This is a genomic window from Streptomyces griseus subsp. griseus (genome assembly GCF_003610995.1).
Lineage (GTDB): Bacteria > Actinomycetota > Actinomycetes > Streptomycetales > Streptomycetaceae > Streptomyces.
The window spans coordinates 2,573,215-2,594,363 of record NZ_CP032543.1 but is presented as its reverse complement, the minus strand read 5'-3'; the positions used below and the strand labels follow the sequence as shown (position 1 = coordinate 2,594,363).

Genomic DNA, 21,149 nt, shown 5'->3' with positions numbered 1-21,149 from the left:
GTCTCATGACATCCGATGACACGACGGCTCCCGGCCTGATCCCCGCGCCGCGCGAAGTGACCTGGGGAGCACCGGGAGCGGAGCCGTTCCGGCTGGACGCGGCGACCGTGCTCACCGCCGCACCGGGCACCGAGGGCGTCGCCCGGCTGCTGCGCGCCACCGTCGGCGCGGCCACCGGCCTGCCGCTCGCCGACGGCACGGACGGCCCCCGCGTGGAACTGGCGCTCGACGAGGCGCTGACCTCGGAGGCGTACGGACTCGTCGTCGACGGCGACACCGTACGCATCACCGGCTCCGGCGCGGCCGGGCTCCTGCACGGGGCGCAGACCTTCCGTCAGCTCCTCGGCCCGGACGCCTTCCGGCGCGCGCCCATCACCCCGGGGCGGACCTGGGAGGTGCCGGCGGTGGCCATCGAGGACGAGCCGCGCTTCGGCTGGCGCGGCATGCTGCTCGACGTCTGCCGGCACTTCCTGCCCAAGGACGACGTGCTGCGCTACCTCGACCTCCTCTCCGCCCACAAGCTGAACGTCTTCCACTTCCACCTCAACGACGACCAGGGCTGGCGCATCGAGATCAAGCGCCACCCCCGCCTCACCGAGACCGGCGCCTGGCGCTCCCGCTCGAAGTACGGCCACCGGGCGTCCGACCTCTGGGACGAGACCCCGCACGGCGGTTACTACACCCAGGACGACATCCGTGAGATCGTCGCCTACGCCGCAGAGCGGCACATCCGGGTCGTCCCCGAGATCGACATCCCGGGCCACGCGCAGGCCGCCATCGCCGCCTACCCCGAGCTGGGCAACGCCGATGTCGTCGACACCGCCGCCCTGACCGTCTGGGACTCCTGGGGCGTCAGCCCGAACGTCCTCGCCCCCACCGAGAACACCCTCCGCTTCTACGAGGGTGTCCTGGAGGAGGTCCTGGAGCTCTTCCCCGCCGAGACCTCGCCGTTCGTCCACATCGGCGGCGACGAGTGCCCTAAGGACCAGTGGAAGGAGTCCCCGCTCGCCCAGGCCCGGATCGCCGAACTCGGCCTCAAGGACGAGGACGAGCTCCAGTCCTGGTTCATCCGCCACTTCGACACCTGGCTCACCGCACGCGGCCGCCGTCTCATCGGCTGGGACGAGATCCTCGAAGGCGGCCTCGCCGAGGGCGCCGCCGTCTCCTCCTGGCGCGGTTACGCGGGCGGCATCGCGGCAGCGGAGGCCGGGCACGACGTGGTGATGTGCCCGGAGCAGCAGGTGTATCTGGACCACCGTCAGGACGGCGGCCCCGACGAGCCGATGCCCATCGGGTACGTCCGCACCCTGGAGGACGTCTACCGCTTCGAACCCGTTCCGCCGGGGCTGAGCGAGGAGGCGGTCCGTCACATCCTGGGCACCCAGGCCAACGTGTGGACCGAGGTCATGCAGAACCGGTCCCGCGTCGACTACCAGGTCTTCCCACGCCTCGCCGCTTTCGCGGAGGTCGCCTGGAGCTCCCTGCCTGCCCCGGCCGAACGGGACTTCGCGGGATTCGACGCGCGCATGACCGATCACTACGCCCGGCTCGACGCCCTCGGCGTCGACTACCGCAGGCCGGGCGGCCCGCTGCCGTGGCAGCGGCGGCCCGGCATCCTCGGCCGCCCGATCGAGGGAGCGCCGCCGGTGGTGTGAGCCCCGGAACGGTCCGCGCCGGAGCATGCCCGGCGCGGACCGAACGGCCTCTCCTCGAACGGCCTCCGCAACAGACAGCCTCCGGACCGAACGGCCTCCGGACCGAACGGAATAAGTCGCACAAGCCTCGCTGAAGAGTGGCAATTCACCCTCCACTCCGAAGAGGTGCGAAACCGGATCATCCTCCAGGTCAGGGACGGATCCACCCTTCGCGGACCCTCGCGCCGGTCCCGTCGGAAGATGTGCCAGAGTTGCCACGTCCGGCCTGTGAACACGTACCGTACGGCGGAGCAGGCGGACCAGCCGGGAGACCGGGAAGGGGCAGCTGGGTTGACCACGCACGCACCGCAGGCGATGCAGTCGGTGACACTGCCGGCCTCGTTGGACGAGGCCGTGGCGGCGCTGGAAGCCATGCCTGCCGCCGTCCCCGTGGCGGGGGGAACGGACCTGATGGCGGCCGTGAACAAGGGGCTCCTGCGCCCCTCGGGACTGGTCGGCCTCGGCCGGATCAGCGAGCTGCGCGGCTGGCATTACCAGGACGGCCACGCCCTGCTCGGCGCCGGCCTCACCCACGCCCGCACGGGGCGCCCCGACTTCGCCGCCCTGATCCCCGCCCTCGCCGCCTCCGCGCGCGCCGCGGGCCCGCCCCAGATCCGTAACGCCGGAACCCTCGGCGGCAACATCGCCACCTCCGCGCCCACCGGCGACGCCCTGCCGGTGCTGGCCGCGCTGGAGGCCGAGCTGGTCGTCGCCGGACCCGGCGGCACCCGCCGCGAGGTCCCCGTCTCGCACCTGCTGGCCGGCCGCGAGATGCTCGGCCCCGCCGAGCTGATCGGCTTCGTCCGGGTCCCCCTGCTGCACGCCCCGCAGGTGTTCCTGAAGGCCACCGGCCGCACCGGCCCCGGCCGCGCCACCGCCTCGGTCGCCATCGTGCTGGACCCGGCCCGGCGCGGGGTGCGCTGCGCGGTCGGTGCCATCGCCCCGATGCCGCTGCGCCCGCTGGAGGCGGAGCGCTGGATCGCCTCGCTGATCGACTGGGACGGCGAGCGTGGCCTGGCCCCCGACGCGCTGGCGGCCTTCGGCGAGTACGTCGCCGCCGCCTGCATCCCGGACCACGAACCACCGGCCGACGGCTCGGAGCCCCCGCCGCTGTCCCCGGCCGTACTCCACCTGCGGCGCACCGTCGCCGCGCTCGCCCGACGCGCACTGGGGAGGGCACTGTCGTGAGCAATGAGGAACACCCCGACCCCCGGTACGAGGGCTGGGAGCCGACGCCGCAGAGCGGTGAGTACGACGCCGACGCCACGGCCTTCGTCCAGCTCCCGCCGGAGGACCTGGCGGCCATCCCGCTGGCCGCGCCCGGCCATGGATACGTACCGCCGATGATCGTCCCGCTGACCCCGGCCGCCGGTCTGGACCCGGCCGCGACGGGCAGCTGGGTCGTGCAGACGCAGAGCCAGCAGCAGGCGCAGGCCGAGCGGCACGCCCAGGAGCAGCCCCCGGGCGCGGTGCACTGGCCCGAGCCGAACGAGCAGGGCGGCTACGCGCAGCCGTACCAGAACACCGCGCACTCCACGGCCCAGTGGAACTTCGCCGAGGCGGTGGGGGAGCGGTCCGGGCAGTCCGGTGCGGGGACGGGGCCGGGGGAGTACCAGGACCACCCGGGCCACGACGGCCGGTACCCCTACGCGGACCACGGCGGCCACCCGGGCCACCCGGGCCCTGGTGACCACACCGGCCCCGGCGACCACACGAGCCACCAGGACCACGCAGGCCGCACGGACCACACCGACATCTCCGCGCACACCGGCCGCACCGACTCCTCCGCGCACACCGAGCACGCGGGTCAGCCCACGCCGGTCGGCCACACCGGCCAGTGGACGATCCCGGTCGCGGACGGGGATCTGCCGGACGAGTCGGGCGAGTTCCTGGCCTCGGCGGCGGCCTCGCAGCAGTGGTACGCGGACGACGCGCGCCCGGCCACGCTCCCCGGCGGCGCCCCCGCCCCCTGGGCCACGCAGCCGCAGCTCGAGGAGTCCCCGGCGCCCGTGCGCCCCGGCCCGGACGAGGAGCACACGGCGGTTCACCCCGCCGCCGACCCCGGGACCGGCCCCCACCCGCTCCCCGGCGACGAACCGGAGGCGGAGGCGCCGGCCGAACCCCGCACCGAAGCGGGAGCGGAACCGGAAGCGGAACCTCCGGCCGACATCGCCCCGGAAGCACCCACCGAGGCCGGGACCGGCTCCCCCTCGGAGGAAACGGCACCCGCCCTCGCCGAGGCGGACGCGGAACAGGCCCCCGAAGCGGAACCCGAGCCGGACCCGGCGCATGACCCCGCGCACGACCCGGCCGCCGCCCCCGTCGACGTACCCAGCGAACACCCCGCCGCCTCCTACCTCCTGCACGTCAACGGCGTGGACCGCCCGGTCTCCGACGCCTGGATCGGCGAGTCCCTGCTCTACGTGCTCCGCGAGCGCCTCGGCCTCGCCGGGGCCAAGGACGGCTGCTCGCAGGGGGAGTGCGGGGCGTGCAACGTCCAGGTCGACGGCCGCCTGGTCGCCTCCTGCCTGGTGCCCGCCGCGACGGCCGCGGGCAGCGAGGTCCGTACGGTCGAGGGGCTGGCCGTCGACGGCGAACCCTCCGACGTCCAGCGCGCGCTCTCCGCCTGCGGGGCCGTCCAGTGCGGCTTCTGCATCCCCGGCATGGCGATGACCGTCCACGACCTGCTGGAGGGCAACCACGCCCCCAGCGAGCTGGAGACCCGCCAGGCCCTCTGCGGCAACCTCTGCCGCTGCTCCGGCTACCGGGGCGTACTCGACGCGGTCGCGGACGTCGTGGCGGCCCGCGAGGCGAGCGCGGAGGCCTCCGCGGCCGCCCAGGACGAGGCCCGCATCCCGCACCAGGCCGAGCCCGGCGCCGGCGGCGTACACCGGTCGCACCAGCACCACCCGCACGAGGGAGGCGCGCAGTGATCGACGCGCGCAGACCCCCGTCTTCCGGACGGCACCCCGCGACACCACAGGTCACCCCCCGCCCCCGTAGCGGCGGGGCGAACGACAAGGAGGCGGCGTGAGCGGCGACGCGGCCAACGCGACCAGCACCAGCCTGCCGAGGATCGACGCGGCCGGAGGTCCGGGCGACGGGCCCGGCCAGGAGCCGCCGCTGACGGGCCTGGGCGCCTCGCTGCCGCCCGCCGACGCCCGCGCGAAGACCGAGGGCACCTTCCCGTACGCCGCCGACCTCTGGGCCGAGGGGCTGCTCTGGGCCTCCGTGCTCCGCTCGCCGCACCCGCACGCCCGCATCCTGTCGATCGACACCTCGTCCGCCGCCGCGATGCCCGGGGTGCGCGCGGTCGTCACGCACGAGGACGTCCCCGGGGACAGCAACTACGGCCGCAGCGTGGTCGACCGCCCGGTCTTCGCCTCCGAGCTGGTCCGCCACCACGGCGAGCCGATCGCCGCCGTCGCCGCCGACCACCCGGACACCGCGCGTCTCGCCGCCGCCGCGATCGCCGTCGAGTACGAGGTGCTGGAGCCGGTCACGGACCCGGAGAAGGCGTTCGCGGCGGAGCCCCTGCACCCCGACGGCAACCTGATCCGGCACATCCCGCTGCGCTACGGCGACGCCGAGGCGACCGGTGAGGTCATCGTCGAGGGCCTCTACCGCATCGGCCGCCAGGACCCGGCCCCGATCGGCGCGGAGGCCGGGCTCGCCGTGCCCCGCCCCGACGGCGGCGTCGAGATCTACACCGCCTCCACCGACCCGCACACCGACCGCGACCTGGCCGCCGCCTGCTTCGGCCTGGAGCCGGACCGGGTCAAGGTCGTCGTCACCGGCGTCCCCGGCGCGACCGGCGACCGCGAGGACCCCGGCTTCCAGATCCCGCTGGGCCTGCTCGCCCTGCGCACCGGCTGCCCGGTGAAGCTGGCCGCCACCCGCGAGGAGTCCTTCCTCGGCCACGCCCACCGCCACCCGACCCTGCTGCGCTACCGCCACCACGCGGACGCCGACGGCCGGCTGGTCAAGGTGGAGGCCCAGATCCTGCTGGACGCGGGCGCGTACGCCGACTCCTCCTCGGAGTCACTCGCGGCGGCCGTGGCGTTCGCCTGCGGCCCGTACGTCGTCCCGCACGCCTTCATCGAGGGCTGGGCGGTCCGCACGAACAACCCGCCGTCGGGCCATGTCCGTGGCGAGGGCGCCATGCAGGTCTGCGCGGCGTACGAGGGCCAGATGGACAAGCTGGCCGCCAAGCTCTCCATCGACCCGGCCGAACTCCGCCTCCGCAACGCCCTGTCGACGGGCGACATCCTGCCCACGGGCCAGACGGTGACCTGCCCGGCCCCCGTGGCCGAACTGCTCCGCGCGGTCCGCGACGCCCCCCTCCCCGCCCTCCCCAAGGACACCCCGGAGGACGACTGGCTGCTGCCCGGCGGCCCCGAGGGCGCGGGCGAACCCGGGGCGGTCCGCCGGGGCGTGGGCTACGGGGTCGGTATGGTCCACATGCTCGGCGCCGAGGGCGCGGACGAGGTCTCCACGGCCACGGTCCGGGTCCACGACGGTGTGGCCACGGTGATCTGCGCGGCGGTCGAGACGGGCCAGGGCTTCACCACCCTCGCCCGCCAGATCGTCCAGGAGATCCTGGGCGTGGACGAGGTCCATGTGGCGGCGGTCGACACCGACCAGCCGCCCGCGGGCCCGGCGACGCACGGCCGCCACACCTGGGTCTCCGGCGGGGCGGTGGAGCGTGCGGCGAAGATGGTCCGCACCCAGCTCCTCCAGCCGCTGGCCCACAAGTTCGGCATGTCCACGGAGCTGCTCCAGATCGCGGACGGCAAGATCACCTCGTACGACGGTGTCCTCTCCACCACGGTCCTGGAGGCGATGGACGGCAAGGAGCTCTGGGCCACCGCCCAGTGCCGCCCCCACCCCACCGAGCCGCTGGACGGCTCCGGCCAGGGCGACGCGTTCGTGGGCCTCGCGTTCTGCGCGGTACGGGCGGTGGTCGACGTCGACATCGAGCTCGGGTCGATCCGGGTGGTCGAGATGGCGGTCGCCCAGGACGTGGGCCGCGTCCTCAACCCCGCCCAGCTGGCCACCCGCATCGAGGCGGGCATCACCCAGGGCATCGGCGCGGCCCTCACCGAGAACCTCCGTACCGCGCGAGGCCTGATCCGCCACCCCGACCTGACCGGCTACGCCCTCCCGACCTCGCTGGACGCGCCGGACATCCGTATCGTCAAGCTGGTCGAGGAGCGGGACGTGGTGGCCCCGTTCGGCGCCAAACCCGCCTCGGCCGTCCCGGTCGTCACGGCCCCGGCCGCCGTGGCCTCGGCGGTCCGCTCGGCCACCGGCCGCCCGGTGAACCGCCTGCCGGTCCGCCCGCAGGCGGCGGTGGCGGCGACGAAGGGCTGACAGGACGGCGCACACGCGTGCGCCGTCCTTCTTGACCAGGGGGAGTGCCGGACATGATCTCCGAGCCGGAGCTGATGGGGGAGTTCGGACCGGAACACCCCCCCGGAGGCGGTGGGCGGCTTCGACCGGAAGCCCACGTCGGGCCGCAGACGCGGCCACGGCCTGCTGTGGGGCGGCGGCCGGAGCGCTGACCGCGTCGGCGGTGTGGGCGACGGCTGTCTTCGCGTACTCAGTGACATGCGCGATGTGACGAAGGCGCTGAAGACCGCGGCCTGAGCGCCGCCGTACGCACGCGAAAGTGGCCGCCCCCTTCTCCCGGGGCGGCCACTTCGCCGTTGGAGGCCGTGACCGGAATCGAACCGGTGTAACTCGAGTTGCAGTCGAGCCCCTGAGCCTCTCGGGCACACGGCCATGCGTTCGCTGTTGTGTCCTCGACGTTAGGGGGCGCGGGGAGCGGACCACAAGGGCGGCGGCCGGTACGCAACGCGACTGCCACACGCCGTTCACGCCCGGCCCTGCGGCCTACGACCAAGGGACGACCCCGGGCGGGCACAGGGACAGGGCCCAAACCGCTCCACGCCCCTTACCCTGGGGCCATGACCGCCCCCGAACAGCGTGACGGCACCGATGCCGCGCGTCCCGCGCCGACCGATCTGCCGCACGGCCTGCCGGGCGGTCCCACCGACCCGGCCACCGGACTGCCGGCGGACCTCCCCACCGATCTGAAGACCGGCATACCCGGCGATGTGCGTCCCGGTATGCCGGACGCGCTGCCCGGGGATCTGGGCGGGGCGGTCGCCGAGGCCGCCGCCGAGGGGGTGCTCGGGCGGACCTACCGGGCGCTGAGCATCGGCATCGTCTCCGTGGTCTTCCTCATCGCCTTCGAGGCGACGGCGGTCGGTACGGCGATGCCGGTGGCCGCCCGTGAGCTGCACGGCATCCCGCTCTACGCGTTCGCCTTCTCCGCGTACTTCACCACCAGCCTCTTCGCCATGGTGCTCTCGGGGCAGTGGGCCGACCGGCGCGGGCCGCTCCAGCCGCTCGCGACCGGGATCACCGCCTTCGGCGCGGGGCTGCTGCTCTCCGGGGCGGCCGGCTCCATGTGGGTCTTCATCGCGGGCCGGGCGGTCCAGGGGCTCGGCGGCGGGCTGGTGATCGTCGCCCTGTACGTGGTCATCGGGCGCGCCTACCCCGAACGCATCCGGCCCGCCATCATGGCCGCCTTCGCCGCGAGCTGGGTGATCCCGTCCGTGGTCGGGCCGTTGGCCGCCGGGACGGTGACCGAGCACCTCGGCTGGCGCTGGGTCTTCGTCGGCATCCCCGTCCTGATCGTGATCCCGCTGGCGCTGGCCCTTCCGCAGATCCGCCGGATGGCCTCGGGCCCGGCGGACCCGGATGCGCCGCCGCCCCCGTACGACCGCCGGCGTATCCGTCTCGCGCTGGGGATCTCGGCGGGGGCCGGGCTGCTCCAGTACGCGGGCCAGGAGCTGAACTGGCTGGCGCTCCTGCCCGCCGCCGCGGGCGTCGCGCTGCTGGTGCCCGCCGTACGGGGCCTGCTGCCGACCGGGACCGTACGGGCGGCGCGCGGGCTGCCGTCGGTGATCCTGCTGCGCGGGGTGGCGGCCGGTTCGTTCATCGCCGCGGAGTCCTTCGTCCCGCTGATGCTGGTCACCCAGCGCGGCCTGACCCCGACCATGGCGGGCCTCTCCCTGGCGGTGGGCGGCGCGACCTGGGCGCTCGGCTCGTACGTCCAGTCCCGGCCGCGCCTGGAGCCGTACCGGGAGCGGCTGATGGTGAGCGGGATGGTGCTGGTGGCGGCCTCGATCGCGGTCGCGCCCACCGTGTTGATCCCGGCCGTCCCGGTCTGGATCGTCGCCGTGGCCTGGGCCTTCGGCTGCTTCGGCATGGGCATGGTGATCGCCTCCACCAGTGTCCTGCTCCTGAAGCTCTCGGCCCCCGAGGAAGCGGGCTCCAACTCCGCCGCCCTCCAGATCTCCGACGGCCTCTCCAACGTCCTCCTCCTGGCCATCGGCGGCGCCGCCTTCGCGGCCCTCGGCGGCAAGGCCCTGGGCGCGGCGGCCCACGGCACGGTCTCCGGCGCGGCCACGGGCTCCCACCCGGCGGCCTTCGCGGCGGTGTTCGTGCCGATGGCGGCGGTCGCGGTGGTGGGGGCGTGGGCGGCCACGCGGGTGGTCGTACGGGAGAAGTGAGCGGTACCGCTCGGTACCGTGGGCGTGTGGCTGGTCTGAATCTGCGGTTCACCGAAGAAGAGCCGCACTCCCTGCGCTCCCGTGCCGCGGCGGAGGGCAAGAGCACGCAGGCGTTCGCCCACGACGCGGTGATCACTGCCATAAACGAGCACTCGCGGCTCTCCGGCGAGGCCGCGGACCATGTCCTGAAGGCGAGTGAGGAGCTCGACCGGAGGCTCGCCCTGATGGAGTGCCTGGCCCGCAACCGCGGGCTCGCCGGCGGCAACAAGCGCATCGCGTGGTACGCGACCTGGGTCTCTCTCCACATGAACGGCCATCCGCTCGATCCGCACCTCGATGCCGACGAAGCGGAGCGGTCGGTGCTGGCCACGTGCCAGGGGGCTCTGGACATGCCCAAGATGGCCGAGCAGTTGCCGCGGTTCGCCCGGTAGCCGCGGTTGTGAAGAGGGTCTCAACGGACTCGAACCGCGACTCGTTCGTACGGGTTCTCAGCCGGGCCCCCGGTAGGGTGGCCCGGTTGTCGTATCGCGGGCCGGGTCCTTCGGGCCGGGTCCGGTAGCGGCAGCGACCCACGTACCCGAGCGCCCCGAACCGGAGACCGTGACTACTACCACCGCCTCCCACCACCTCTCTCCCGCCTTCCCCGGCCGTGCCCCCTGGGGCACCGCCAACAAGCTGCGAGCCTGGCAGCAGGGGGCCATGGAGAGGTACATCCAGGAGCAGCCGCGCGACTTCCTCGCCGTCGCCACGCCCGGCGCCGGCAAGACCACCTTCGCGCTGACCCTCGCGTCGTGGCTGCTGCACCACCATGTCGTCCAGCAGGTCACCGTGGTCGCCCCGACCGAGCACCTGAAGAAGCAGTGGGCGGAGGCGGCCGCCCGGATAGGGATCAAACTCGACCCCGAGTACAGCGCCGGCCCGCTCAGCAAGGAGTACCACGGCGTCGCCGTGACGTACGCCGGTGTCGGTGTGCGCCCCATGCTGCACCGCAACCGGTGCGAGCAGCGCAAGACCCTGGTCATCCTCGACGAGATCCACCACGCCGGTGACTCCAAGTCCTGGGGCGAGGCCTGCCAGGAGGCGTTCGACCCGGCGACCCGGCGGCTCGCGCTGACCGGTACGCCGTTCCGGTCGGACACCAACCCGATCCCCTTCGTCCAGTACGAGGAGGGCAACGACGGCATCCGCCGCTCCTCCGCCGACTACACCTACGGCTACGGCAACGCGCTCGCCGACGGTGTCGTCCGGCCCGTGATCTTCCTCAGCTACAGCGGCAACATGCGCTGGCGCACCAAGGCCGGGGACGAGATCGCGGCCCGGCTCGGCGAGCCGATGACCAAGGACGCCATCGGCCAGGCCTGGCGCACCGCGCTCTCGCCCACCGGCGACTGGATCCCCAATGTGCTGAGCGCCGCCGACAAGCGGCTCACCGAGGTCCGCAAGGGCATCCCCGACGCGGGCGGGCTCGTCATCGCGACGGACCAGGACTCGGCACGCGCGTACGCCAAGATCCTGAAGAAGGTCACCGGCGAGACGCCGACCGTCGTCCTCTCCGACGAGAAGGCCGCCTCGAAGAAGATCGACAAGTTCAGCGCGGACGAGTCGCGCTGGATGGTCGCGGTGCGGATGGTGTCGGAGGGCGTGGACGTGCCGCGGCTCGCCGTGGGCGTGTACGCCACCACCATCTCCACCCCCCTCTTCTTCGCCCAGGCCGTCGGCCGCTTCGTGCGCTCCCGCAGGCGCGGTGAGACGGCCTCCGTCTTCGTACCGACGATCCCGATGCTCCTCGACTTCGCCAACGAGATGGAGGTCGAACGCGACCACGTCCTCGACAAGCCGAAGAAGGGCAGCGACGAGGAGAACCCGTTCGCGGAGGAGGACCAGCTCCTCGCCGACGCCGAGAAGCTGGAGGACGAGGAGACCGAGGACCAACTGCCCTGGGAGGCGCTGGAGTCGGACGCGGTCTTCGACCGGGTGCTGTACGACGGCGCCGAGTTCGGCATGCAGGCCCACCCGGGCAGTGAGGAGGAGCAGGACTATCTCGGCATCCCGGGCCTCCTGGAGCCGGACCAGGTGCAGCTCCTCCTCCAGAAGCGCCAGAGCCGGCAGATCGCGCACAGCCGCCAGAAGCCGGCCGAGGAGGCCGACCTCCTGGAGAAGCCGGCCGAGGCGCGGCCCGTCGTCACCCACAAGCAGCTGCTCAGCCTGCGCAAGCAGCTCAACACGATGGTCTCCGCCTACACCCACCAGAGCGGCAAGCCGCACGGCGTGATCCACAACGAGCTGCGCCGCGTCTGCGGCGGCCCCCCGAGCGCCGAGGCGACCGCCCACCAGATCCAGCAGCGGATCGCCAAGGTCCAGGAGTGGGCCACCCGTATGACGTGAGCGGGCGCGGCCCCTCCCTCGCCTCCGTGCGGCTCGTTCCGGTCCATCCGGGACGAGCCGCACGGCCGTTTCCGGCCACGCCCCACCGTCCGGCCGGAAAATTGTGCGGGCTCCGATTCACGGTGGGTTAACGCCAGTTCACATGAGGTGCACGAAGGGTCACCGGCACGTCTGTCCTCCTGGACGCGCGTAGATGTTCGCGTTCCGGACGCCACCGCGCTGACCGGCGGTTATGTCGTACGGTCGGGGCCCCGCCCGGGGAAGCGCCCGGATTCTGGACGAGGTCTTCCGCTGAGCGGACTGGCTCGCTACTGTCCCCGCCATATGAACGCCCCGTGGCAGAGCCGCCGCGGAGCGCAGCCGGGGCCTTGGCCAGACCGGCGGCCTCTCCGTGCGTCGCCGCTGGGACCGGCGTCGCAACCCCCGGAGCCCGGCCGTCGTCGCTCACCCGAAGAGGAGAGGGCGTCGTGACAGCGGAGACTTCCCAGACGCTCGACCGAGGACTGCGGGTCCTCAAATTGCTCGCCGATACCGACCACGGCCTGACCGTCACCGAGTTGTCGAACAAACTCGGGGTCAACCGGACCGTCGTCTACCGGCTGCTCGCCACCCTGGAGCAGCACGCCCTGGTCCGCCGTGATCTGGGCGGCCGCGCCCGGGTCGGACTCGGGGTGCTCCGTCTGGGCCGACAGGTGCACCCCCTCGTCCGGGAGGCCGCGCTGCCCGCGCTGCGCTCCCTGGCCGAGGACATAGGGGCCACCGCCCACCTCACGCTCGTCGACGGCAGCGACGCCCTCGCGGTCGCCGTCGTGGAGCCCACCTGGACCGACTACCACGTGGCCTACCGGGCGGGCTTCCGGCACCCGCTGGACCGAGGCGCCGCGGGGCGGGCCATCCTCTCCGCCCGCCAGCACACCACGGCCGGACACCCCGGCTACACCCTCACCCACGGCGAGCTCGAAGCCGGTGCCAGCGGGGCGGCGGCGCCGCTGGTCGGGGTGTCGGGGGTGGAGGGCAGTGTCGGCGTGGTCATGCTCGCCGACGCCGTACCGGAGCGGGTCGGGCCCCGGGTGCTGGACGCCGCCCGGGAAGTCGCGGACGCCCTGCGGTAGCGCATCGCGTGTCGGCGCCCCGGTGTCCGGGGCGCGGCGCGGGCCGGTGGCCCACGGGTCCCGGCCGTCCCGCGTCGGCGGCGCCCCTGCGGCCGGGGCGTGGCGGGGGCGCACGCCTGGCGCGTTCCCGCTTCCGGGCGGCGGTTAGATTGGACGGGTGCTCACTCGTCTCTCGCGCCCCCGCGCGCTCGCCCTCTGCGCGCTGCCCGTCCTCGCCCTGTTCGGTACGGCGGCCCTCGCGCCGCTGCCGTTCACCCTGGCGCAGCCCGGGGTGACCGCCGACGTGCTCGGCAAGGACCGCGGCAAGCAGGTGATCACCATCACCGGCGCGGAGACCCGGCCCACCGACGGGCAGCTGCGGATGACCACGATCGTCGCCACCGGGCCCAAGGCGGACGTCCGGATCGGCGATGTGCTGGACGGCTGGTTCCGTACGGACCGGGCGGTCATGCCCCGGGACTCCGTCTACCCGACGGGCGGCTCCGAGCAGGAGATCGAGGAACACAACCTGAACGACATGAAGGAGTCCCAGAACGTCGCCGTCGACGCGGCCCTCAACCAGCTGAAGCGCGAGCCCGGCGCCATGCGGGTCACCGTGGACCTCGGCGACATCGGCGGCCCCAGCGCGGGCCTCTTCCTCTCGCTCGGGATCATCGACAAGCTCGACGGCGACGGCAAGGGCGGCGGCCTCACCGGCGGCCGCACCATCGCCGGTACGGGGACGATCAGCGCCGACGGCAAGGTCGGTGCGGTCGGCGGGGTCTCCATGAAGACCCAGGCCGCCCACCGCGACGGGGCCACCGTCTTCCTCGTCCCCAAGGCCGAGTGCCGCGAGGCGGAGGCCGAGCGGCCCGACGGGCTGCGGCTGATCCCCGTCACCACACTCGGTGGCGCGGTGGACGCGCTCAAGGCGCTGGAGCAGGGCGGCAAGGTGCCGAGCTGCTGACCTCCGGTGGCAGGGCTCTGTGCGCAACGCCCTCTCTGTGACTCGCGGAAGCCCCCGCCCCCTCACCCCTCCTCGATGAACCCCTCCGCCACCAGCCACTCCTTCGCCACCTCGTGCGGGTCCTCCCCGTCCACGTCCACCTTCGCGTTCAGCGTCTGCGCCACCTCGGTGGTCAGCTTCTTGGCGAGCGGGGCCAGCAGCTCCGCGATCACCGGGTACTTCTCGAAGGTCGCCAGGTGGATGACCGGGGACGCGTTGTAGTTGGGGAAGAAGTTCTTGTTGTCCTCCAGCACGTCCAGGTCCATCGCCTTGATCCGGCCGTCGGTGGTGAACACCTCGCCCAGCAGACAGGAATCGGACTCGGAGACCTGGGTGTAGATGATCCCGGCATCCATCTTCTTGATGTTGCCCGCCGGGATCTTCATCCCGTACTTCTTCTCCATCCCGGGCAGTCCGTCGTCGCGGGAGGCGAACTCGTTCTCCACGCAGATCGTCACCGCGCCCGGGTCCTTCTTCGCCAGGGCGGCCACGTCCGAGAGGGTCTTCAGCTGGTACTTGGCGTTGTTCTTCTTGCTGATGGCCAGGGCGTACGTGTTGTCCAGGGGGGCCGGCGGCAGCCAGACCACCCCGTTGCCCTTGTCCTCGTCCCGGACCGCCTCGTACTGCTTCTTCGGGTCCACGATCGGGTTCTCGTGGCCCAGGAACGTGATCCAGCCGGTGCCGGTGTAGTCCCACTGCGCGTCGGCGTCACCGTTGATGATGGCCTCGCGGGCGCTGATCGACCCCGGCAGGTTCGTGCGGTCCAGGACCTCCGCCCCGGCCGCCTTGAAGACCAGGCCGGTCATCTGGCCGAGGATGATGTTCTCGCTGAAGTTCTTCGAGGTCACCGTCAGCGTGGCGCCCTTGAGCGGCTCGCCCTTGCCGACCGACCCGGGCGACACGTCGTCCACCATCGGCGAACCGCTCTTGAGCCCGCAGCCGCCCAGGGCCAGTACCAGCGAGAGCGCCGCACCCCCGGACACCAGGGCCCGCTTCCGCATACCGTACGTCGTCGTCCTCACCGCTCCTCCAGCCCGCGCGGCGTCAGCGCCAGTTCGGCCAGCGAGGCCAGCCAGTCCACCAGCAGCGCCAGCACCACCGTCAGCACCGACCCGATGATCAGCACCGGCATCCGCTGCGTCTGGATCCCCGAGGTGATCAGGTCGCCGAGCCCGCCGCCTCCGCCGAACGTGGCCAGCGTCGCCGTACCGACGTTCAGGACCAGTGCCGTACGGACCCCCGCGAGGATCAGCGGAACCGCCAGCGGCAGCTCCACCCTCAGCAGGACGCCCCGCCCGGACATCCCCATCCCGCGCGCCGCCTCGACCATGTTCGGCTCGATCGCCCGCAGACCCGCCACCGTGTTGGAGAGCACCGGCAGCACCGCGTAGATCACGATCCCGATGATCGCCGTCCGGGGCCCGATGCCCAGCCAGATCACCAGCAGTGCCAGCAGACCGATCGCCGGGGTCGCCTGCCCGATGTTGGCCAGCGCCGTGAACGCCGGGGCCGCCTTCCGCAGCCGCCGCCGGGTCAGCGCGATGCCCAGCGGGATCGCGATGATCAGCACCCAGAAGGTGGAGATCGCCGTCAGCCGCACGTGTTGCCACCAGCGCAGCTGCACGTTGCCGCCGGAGAGCGAGTTCTCCGCGATCGAGTCCAGGTGGATGTTGGTGATCCACACGTAGGTGATGGCCAGGACGACCAGCAGCACAGCCGGGAGGACCACCAGCTTGCGCCAGGTGATCCGGCGCGCCGGGGCCGCCGGGGCGGGGGAGGGGTCGCTCTCCTCGTCGTGGAAGGCGTGGCCCTTGACGTCGTGTTCGCCCGGTGGCCGGGTCGGGGTGGCCGGGCTCTTGCCGGAGCCGGACTGGTGGCTGGGGCTCATGCTCCGCCGCCACCTCCCTCCAGCTCCTGCTCGGTCTGGTGGCCGCGCTGCTCCTCCAGCTCGTGCTGGTGCTCCATCGCCGTCAGCCGGTCGGCCTCCAGCAGCTCCTGCACGTTGTCCATCAGCGTCTTCATGTCGACGACCCCGATGAACTCGCCGCGCCGCCCGGTCACCGCGACCCGGCCGCCGCTGTCGGTCAGCACCGCCTCCAGCGCGTCGTGCAGCGTGGCGTCGCGGGTCACCGTGTCGTGCACCAGCTGCCCGGCCCGCGCCAGCGAACCGCGCGCCCGCATCAGGTCGCCGCGCCGCAGCCACTTGTACGGGCGGTTGCGGCGGTCCAGCATCAGCAGCTCGTTGTGCGGGCCGTTGCGCAGCTTGTTGAAGATCGTCTGGAGCGGGTCCTCGACCGTCACCGTCGGGAACTCCGCGATGCCCACATCCCGCACCCGGGTGAGGTTGAGCCGCTTGAGGGCCGCGCCCGCCCCGACGAAGCCGGAGACGAAGTCGTCCGCCGGGTTGGTGAGGATCGCCTCGGGGGTGTCGAACTGGGCGATGTGCGAACGCTCCCGCAGGACCGCGATCCGGTCGCCGAGCTTGATCGCCTCGTCGAAGTCGTGGGTGACGAACACGATCGTCTTGTGCAGCTCGTGCTGGAGCCGGATCAGCTCGTCCTGGAGGTGGTCGCGGGTGATCGGGTCGACCGCCCCGAACGGCTCGTCCATCAGCAGGACGGGCGGGTCGGCGGCGAGCGCCCGCGCCACGCCCACCCGCTGCTGCTGGCCCCCGGAGAGCTGGCGCGGATAGCGGCCGTGGAACTCACGCGGGTCCAGCCCCACCAGGTCCAGCATCTCTTCCACCCGGTCCTTCACCCGGGACTTGGACCAGCCGACCATCTTCGGGACCAGCGCGATGTTGTCGGCGACCGTCATGTGCGGGAAGAGGCCGGACGACTGGATCGCGTACCCGATCTTCCGGCGCAGCTTCACCGGGTCGATGTCGGTGACGTCCTCGTCGCCGATCCTGATCCGGCCCGAGGTGGGCTCGATCAGCCGGTTGATCATCTTCAGCGTGGTGGACTTCCCGCAGCCGGACGGGCCGACGAAGATCACGGTCTCGCCGGCCTTGATCTCCATGGAGACGTTGTCGACGGCCGGGTTGGGGCTGCCCGGGTACTTCTTGGTGAGGTTCTCCAGCTGGATCGTGGCACCGGAGGCGGCGGCGCTCTCTCTCGCCGGAACGGTCTCGGTCTCAGGCACGGATCCCCCTCGGGATGGTCAGCCGTCCCAGCAGGACGTACGCGGCGTCGAAGAGCAGGGCGAGCACGACGATGCCGAGCGTGCCCGCCAGGACCTGGTTGATGGCGTTGGCGCTGCCGAGCGAGGCGATGCCCCGGAAGATCTCGTTGCCGAGACCGGGCCCGGAGGCGTACGCGGCGATGGCGGCGATCCCCATCAGCATCTGGGTGGAGACCCGGATCCCGGTCAGGATCGGGGGCCAGGCGAGCGGCAGCTCCACCCGGCAGAGCCGCGCCGTCCGGGACATCCCGATGCCCGTCGCCGCGTCCACCAGCGCGGGATCGACCCCCCGCAGCCCCACGATGGCGTTGCGGACGATGGGCAGCAGCCCGTACAGCGTCAGGGTGATCACCGTCGGCGCCACCCCGAGCCCCACCAGCGGGATCAGCAGACCGATCGCGGCCAGCGAGGGGATGGTGAGGATCGTCGCCGTGGAGCTGATGGCCAGTGAGCCGCCCCAGCCGCTGCGGTAGGCGACCACGGCGATGAGCACACCCAGCACGGTGGCGATGACCATGCACTGGAAGACGGCGCTGGCGTGCTGGAACGCGTCCGTGAGGAGCTGCTGGTGGCGGGTGTTCAGGTACTCCCAGAAGCTCACACGGCGCTCCTTCGGTTCGGTCGGCGATCAGGCTTCCGGATCATTCACTGCCCGGATTTCCCCGGCTCAGACGGTGTCCTCCGCCGCTTGTTCCACCAGCGGGATGATCCGCAGCGGAACCGGGTTCTCCATGACGATCGCCGTGGAGGCCCGGACGATGCCATCAAATCCGACAACCCGGTCGATCACCCGCTGGAGATCGGCGTTGGACCGGGCCACCAGCCGGCACAGCATGTCCCCGGTGCCGGTGGTGGTGTGCAGCTCCAGCACCTCCGGTACGCCGTCCAAATGGGCCCGTACGTCGGCGCCTTGGCCCTGCTTGATCTCCAGGGTCGCGAACGCGGTGACCGGATAGCCGAGCGCCGCCGGGTCCACGTCCGGGCCGAGCCCCCGGATGACGCCATTCGACTGAAGGCGGTCCAACCGTGCCTGCACGGTCCCGCGCGCCACGCCGAGCCGCCGGGATGCTTCGAGGACGCCGATGCGCGGCTCCCGTGCGAGCAGCACGATGAGCCGGCCGTCCAGATGATCGATCGCCATGAGCCCGCCTCCGGTGGTCACCCTGTACAGATAGCCCCGACATCATGGCTATCAGCTGCACATATTGACCAGTGAATACGCAAACTATTGCGCACCTTGCGGCGCGGGGAGAGCCTTCACCCATGACTGAGACTCTGCACACCAGCCCTGACACCGCCGCGCAGGCCGACCGCTTCCCGGTCAAGGGAATGGACGCGGTCGTCTTCGCCGTGGGCAACGCCAAGCAGGCCGCGCACTACTACTCGACCGCCTTCGGCATGAAGCTCGTGGCCTACTCCGGACCGGAGAACGGCAGCCGCGAGACCGCGAGCTACGTCCTCACCAACGGCGCCGCCCGCTTCGTCTTCACCTCCGTGATCAAGGCGTCCTCCGAGTGGGGCACCTTCCTCACCGACCATGTCGCCGAGCACGGTGACGGGGTCGTCGACCTCGCCATCGAGGTCCCCGACGCCCGCGCCGCCTACGCGTACGCCGTGGAGCACGGCGCCCGCGGCCTCACCGAGCCGCACGAGGTCAAGGACGAGCACGGCACCGTCGTCCTCGCCGCCATCGCCACGTACGGCAAGACCCGCCACACCCTGGTGGAGCGCTCCGGCTACGACGGCCCCTACCTCCCCGGTTTCGCCGCCGCCTCCCCGATCGTGGAGCCGCCGGCCAAGCGGACCTTCCAGGCCATCGACCACTGCGTCGGCAACGTGGAGCTCGGCCGGATGAACGAGTGGGTCGGCTTCTACAACGAGGTCATGGGCTTCACCAACATGAAGGAGTTCGTGGGCGACGACATCGCCACCGAATACTCCGCCCTGATGTCGAAGGTCGTCGCCGACGGCACGCTGAAGGTGAAGTTCCCGATCAACGAGCCGGCGATCGCGAAGAAGAAGTCGCAGATCGACGAGTACCTGGAGTTCTACGGCGGCGCCGGCGTCCAGCACATCGCGCTCGCCACCAACGACATCGTCTCCACGGTCCGGTCGATGCGCGCGGCCGGAGTGCAGTTCCTGGACACCCCCGACTCGTACTACGACACCCTCGGCGAGTGGGCCGGCGAGACCCGGGTGCCGGTCGAGACCCTGCGCGAGCTGAAGATCCTCGTCGACCGCGACGAGGACGGCTACCTGCTGCAGATCTTCACCAAGCCGGTCCAGGACCGTCCGACCGTCTTCTTCGAGATGATCGAGCGCCACGGCTCCATGGGCTTCGGCAAGGGCAACTTCAAGGCCCTCTTCGAGGCGATCGAGCGCGAGCAGGAGAAGCGCGGCAACCTCTGAGCCTCCCCGGCTCCTCAACCTCCCACATACGCCACCGCGGCCCGGGGCAGCACCCTGGACCGCGGTGGCGTATGCCGTTCTCCACAGCCGTGCTACGGAGACTTCGAGGCGTCGGCCTCCACCGCCGCCGGACTGCTCGGGGCCGCCTTGGACGGGGCCGGAGCCGTTTTCGAAGGAGCGGGCGCCGGGGCCTCTGGCTTGGGCGACTCCCGCTTCGGCTCCGGCTTCGGCTCAGGCTTCGGTTCCCGCTTCGGCTCCGGGGCCGGTGGCGGGGGAGGCGGCGGCTGCATGTCCTCCGGCCCGCCCGACGGCGGCTCACCGAGCGACTCCAGTGCCTCCCGGGCCTTCGGCGCGTCCAGCGGTGAGAACGCCGGGTTGGTGCGGAGCGCCTCCTCAAGGTGACGGCGGGCCGGACCGTACTGCGCGAGCCGCTCTTCGATCACACCCAGGTGGTACGCGTACGAGGCGTTCCGCACCCCCGTGTCCACCGCCTGCCGGGCGTACTTCAGCCCCTCCTCCGACTCGCCCGCCCGGTGCAGCGCCCAGCCCAGCGCGTCCGCCACCGCCGGGTTGCGGTGCTGCTTCCGCCACTGGCCGCGCAGCAGCTCCACCGCCACCGCCGGGTCCCCGTGGTCGCTCTCGTAGCGGGCCCGGATCAGCGACTCGTCGACCCCGGCCGCCTTCGCCTGCTCCAGCAGTTCGCCCAGCTTGTCGTACTGGCTCCGCGCGTCGCCGTCGAGGTCCAGGGAGGCGTACAGCTCGCCGAGTTCGAGGGCGTACGCCGGGCGCGGAAGCTTGGTGACCACGCTCTGGTACGCCGCCACCGCCTCGTCCGTGCGCTCCAGCGCCGCCAGGGCCCGGGCCTTGCCCGCCAGCGACGCGTGGTGGCCGGAGTCCGTGCGCAGCGCCGCGTCGAACTGTGCCACCGCCTCCTCCGGCTCGCCCCGCTCCCAGGCCAGCTCGCCCAGCCGGTGCAGCGCCTCGGCCTTCTCGGCGGGCGTCGTCGCCCGGTCCACGGCCTCCCGGGCGGTGGCCAGCGCGTCCTCACGCCAGCCCTGGCCCCGGTAGAGGTCGGCGGTGCGGGCCAGGGCGGGGACGCCCTTGCGCAGCTCGCCGAACTTCTCCGTCGCCTCGGTCGCCGCCTTGCGGTCCCCAAGACCGGTGTAGGCGTCGATGAGGACCGGGTACACGCGCCAGGCCTTCGGGTCCTGCTTCCGTACCGTCTCGCCCCACCGCTTCGCCGCCAGGAAATCCTGCCGCGCGTTGGCCAGCGCCGCCATCCCCACCCACGCCTCCCCGTTGCCGCGCTCGCCCGGCCGCTCCGCCAGCGACCGCTTCAGCGCCTCCTCCGCGCGCCCGAAGTACGCCGCGTCCGCCGAGCGCCGCCCCCACTCCACGTACGCCGAACCGAGCGTCGCCCACGACGGCGCGTCCTCCGGATGCGCCTCCACCCACTGCTGCCGGTCCCCGATCAGCGCGGTCAGGTCCGAGAGGGAGGCGGGGGAGCCCGCGGTCGCTGCCGCCTCGGCCCGCTCCACCGGGCCCGGCTCCTTCGCCCGGTCGTCCTTCCCGTCCGGTACGGCCACCAGCGCCCCTGCCAGCAGCACACCCGCCGCCACCGCCCCGAACGCGGCCCGGCGCAGGGTCGTCCGCAGGGTGGGCGGGGGAGGGGGCACGGCGGTGGCGCCTTCGGCGGGCATCGCGTAGGGGTCGTGCGGGGACGGCTCGGGCGGCCGGCGGGACTCGGGATCCTGCTGGGGCATGACATCCATGGCCATCACTGTGCGTCAGTCATACG

General features: G+C 72.5%; 16 protein-coding genes and 1 tRNA gene. 10 read left to right on the top strand and 7 right to left on the bottom strand.

Translation table 11 applies throughout. The annotated features are described in order from the left end of the window. The first annotated feature begins 5 nt into the window (after positions 1-5). The 4 genes from D6270_RS11880 (at position 6) to D6270_RS11865 (ending at position 7,067) form a co-directional block, all read left to right on the top strand. Positions 6-1,655: a beta-N-acetylhexosaminidase gene (locus D6270_RS11880; protein ID WP_109165428.1), complete on the top strand. Its 1,650-nt coding sequence runs from the start codon at positions 6-8 to the stop codon at positions 1,653-1,655. Positions 1,656-1,985: 330 nt separating this feature from the next. Continuing rightward, the gene (locus tag D6270_RS11875) at positions 1,986-2,882 is read left to right on the top strand and encodes an FAD binding domain-containing protein (protein ID WP_109165429.1); all 897 of its coding nucleotides are present in this window, start codon (positions 1,986-1,988) and stop codon (positions 2,880-2,882) included. Beyond that, the gene (locus tag D6270_RS11870; RefSeq protein WP_109165430.1) at positions 2,879-4,627 is read left to right on the top strand and encodes a 2Fe-2S iron-sulfur cluster-binding protein; all 1,749 of its coding nucleotides are present in this window, start codon (positions 2,879-2,881) and stop codon (positions 4,625-4,627) included. Before D6270_RS11875 ends, D6270_RS11870 begins: the two co-directional genes overlap by 4 nt. A 97-nt stretch (positions 4,628-4,724) precedes the next feature. Beyond that, positions 4,725-7,067: a xanthine dehydrogenase family protein molybdopterin-binding subunit gene (locus tag D6270_RS11865; protein ID WP_109165431.1), complete on the top strand. Its 2,343-nt coding sequence runs from the start codon at positions 4,725-4,727 to the stop codon at positions 7,065-7,067. A 336-nt stretch (positions 7,068-7,403) separates the two neighbouring features. On the opposite strand, the gene D6270_RS11855 is transcribed toward D6270_RS11865, so the two are convergent. Next, a tRNA-Cys gene (locus D6270_RS11855) sits at positions 7,404-7,478 on the bottom strand. Between the two features lie 185 nt (positions 7,479-7,663). On the opposite strand from D6270_RS11855, the gene D6270_RS11850 reads away from it, so the two are divergent. The 5 genes from D6270_RS11850 (at position 7,664) to D6270_RS11830 (ending at position 13,720) form a co-directional block, all read left to right on the top strand. After that, complete coding sequence (locus D6270_RS11850) at positions 7,664-9,277, top strand: MFS transporter (RefSeq protein ID WP_109165432.1); 1,614 nt, start codon at positions 7,664-7,666, stop codon at positions 9,275-9,277. A 26-nt stretch (positions 9,278-9,303) separates the two neighbouring features. Then, entirely contained in the window at positions 9,304-9,708 is a 405-nt protein-coding gene (locus D6270_RS11845) for a hypothetical protein (protein ID WP_109165433.1), read from the top strand. 169 nt (positions 9,709-9,877) lie between these two features. After that, positions 9,878-11,662, top strand: a complete 1,785-nt coding sequence (locus D6270_RS11840) for a DEAD/DEAH box helicase (RefSeq protein WP_109165434.1) — start codon at positions 9,878-9,880, stop codon at positions 11,660-11,662. A gap of 467 nt (positions 11,663-12,129) precedes the next feature. Continuing rightward, a complete protein-coding gene (locus D6270_RS11835; protein ID WP_018488589.1) occupies positions 12,130-12,774 on the top strand; it encodes an IclR family transcriptional regulator in 645 nt (214 codons plus the stop codon). 157 nt (positions 12,775-12,931) lie between these two features. Then, positions 12,932-13,720, top strand: a complete 789-nt coding sequence (locus D6270_RS11830; RefSeq protein WP_109165435.1) for a S16 family serine protease — start codon at positions 12,932-12,934, stop codon at positions 13,718-13,720. Positions 13,721-13,782: 62 nt separating this feature from the next. Here the strand turns inward: D6270_RS11830 and D6270_RS11825 are convergent, their stop codons facing one another. The 5 genes from D6270_RS11825 to D6270_RS11805 all read right to left on the bottom strand — a co-directional run bounded on the left by D6270_RS11825 (position 13,783) and on the right by D6270_RS11805 (position 18,083). Then, a complete protein-coding gene (locus tag D6270_RS11825; RefSeq protein WP_109165436.1) occupies positions 13,783-14,760 on the bottom strand; it encodes a glycine betaine ABC transporter substrate-binding protein in 978 nt (325 codons plus the stop codon). 17 nt (positions 14,761-14,777) lie between these two features. Beyond that, positions 14,778-15,647 (bottom strand): ABC transporter permease, encoded by an 870-nt coding sequence (locus D6270_RS11820; protein ID WP_109165437.1) that lies wholly within the window; start codon positions 15,645-15,647, stop codon positions 14,778-14,780. Next, a complete protein-coding gene (locus tag D6270_RS11815; RefSeq protein ID WP_109165438.1) occupies positions 15,644-16,903 on the bottom strand; it encodes a betaine/proline/choline family ABC transporter ATP-binding protein in 1,260 nt (419 codons plus the stop codon). Before D6270_RS11815 ends, D6270_RS11820 begins: the two co-directional genes overlap by 4 nt. Continuing rightward, positions 16,896-17,543: an ABC transporter permease gene (locus D6270_RS11810; RefSeq protein ID WP_109165439.1), complete on the bottom strand. Its 648-nt coding sequence runs from the start codon at positions 17,541-17,543 to the stop codon at positions 16,896-16,898. Before D6270_RS11810 ends, D6270_RS11815 begins: the two co-directional genes overlap by 8 nt. A gap of 66 nt (positions 17,544-17,609) precedes the next feature. Then, entirely contained in the window at positions 17,610-18,083 is a 474-nt protein-coding gene (locus tag D6270_RS11805; protein WP_109165440.1) for an Lrp/AsnC family transcriptional regulator, read from the bottom strand. A 122-nt stretch (positions 18,084-18,205) separates the two neighbouring features. Here D6270_RS11805 and hppD point away from each other — a divergent pair, with 122 nt between their 5' ends. Then, entirely contained in the window at positions 18,206-19,351 is a 1,146-nt protein-coding gene (gene hppD, locus D6270_RS11800; RefSeq protein WP_109165441.1) for a 4-hydroxyphenylpyruvate dioxygenase, read from the top strand. Between the two features lie 92 nt (positions 19,352-19,443). Here hppD and D6270_RS11795 read toward each other — a convergent pair whose 3' ends face one another. Next, entirely contained in the window at positions 19,444-21,123 is a 1,680-nt protein-coding gene (locus D6270_RS11795; protein WP_109167486.1) for a tetratricopeptide repeat protein, read from the bottom strand. Between the last annotated feature and the right edge of the window lie 26 nt (positions 21,124-21,149).